This window comes from Hydrotalea flava (genome assembly GCF_001623405.1).
GTDB classification, from domain to species: Bacteria; Bacteroidota; Bacteroidia; order Chitinophagales; family Chitinophagaceae; genus Hydrotalea; species Hydrotalea flava.
In genome coordinates this window covers 1-372 of the sequence record NZ_LUHG01000021.1, presented here as the reverse complement: position 1 = coordinate 372, position 372 = coordinate 1, and the positions used below count along the sequence as shown (strand labels likewise).

The window sequence follows — 372 nt, the reverse complement described above, 5'->3', positions numbered from 1 at the left end:
ACAATTGATGAAGTAAGAGAAGTAACCCAGGTATGGGTTGACGATTACAATACTACACGGCCTCATGATGCGCTGGGTGGGATATCGCCAAAAATGTATAGAGAAAAAAATCAACAATCTATTGGGCGTAGTGAAGCGAAGGCGTAGCCGAAGCGTAACGAAGCCCAATAGATTGCACTAACACAATTGAAATGAAAAATTATTCTACTTTTGAACTGTACTAAAAATGGGGAGCCTACAGTATGTCATTCCCCCTTTTTCGACAGAAAATAAATTCCCTAGCTAACGACTTTACTGCAACACCCCGAATTTTGCAATGACAGCTCTATGTGAGACCGACTTAAGCAGTGGTGGTTAATAACCCCGTGCGTC

The 372-nt window shown here is 41.9% G+C and carries 1 protein-coding gene; it reads left to right on the top strand.

Annotated elements, in window-relative coordinates; genetic code table 11:
• The first annotated feature begins 3 nt into the window (after positions 1–3).
• A complete protein-coding gene (locus A0F92_RS16010; RefSeq protein WP_394330959.1) occupies positions 4–147 on the top strand; it encodes an integrase core domain-containing protein in 144 nt (47 codons plus the stop codon).
• Positions 148–372 lie beyond the last annotated feature (225 nt).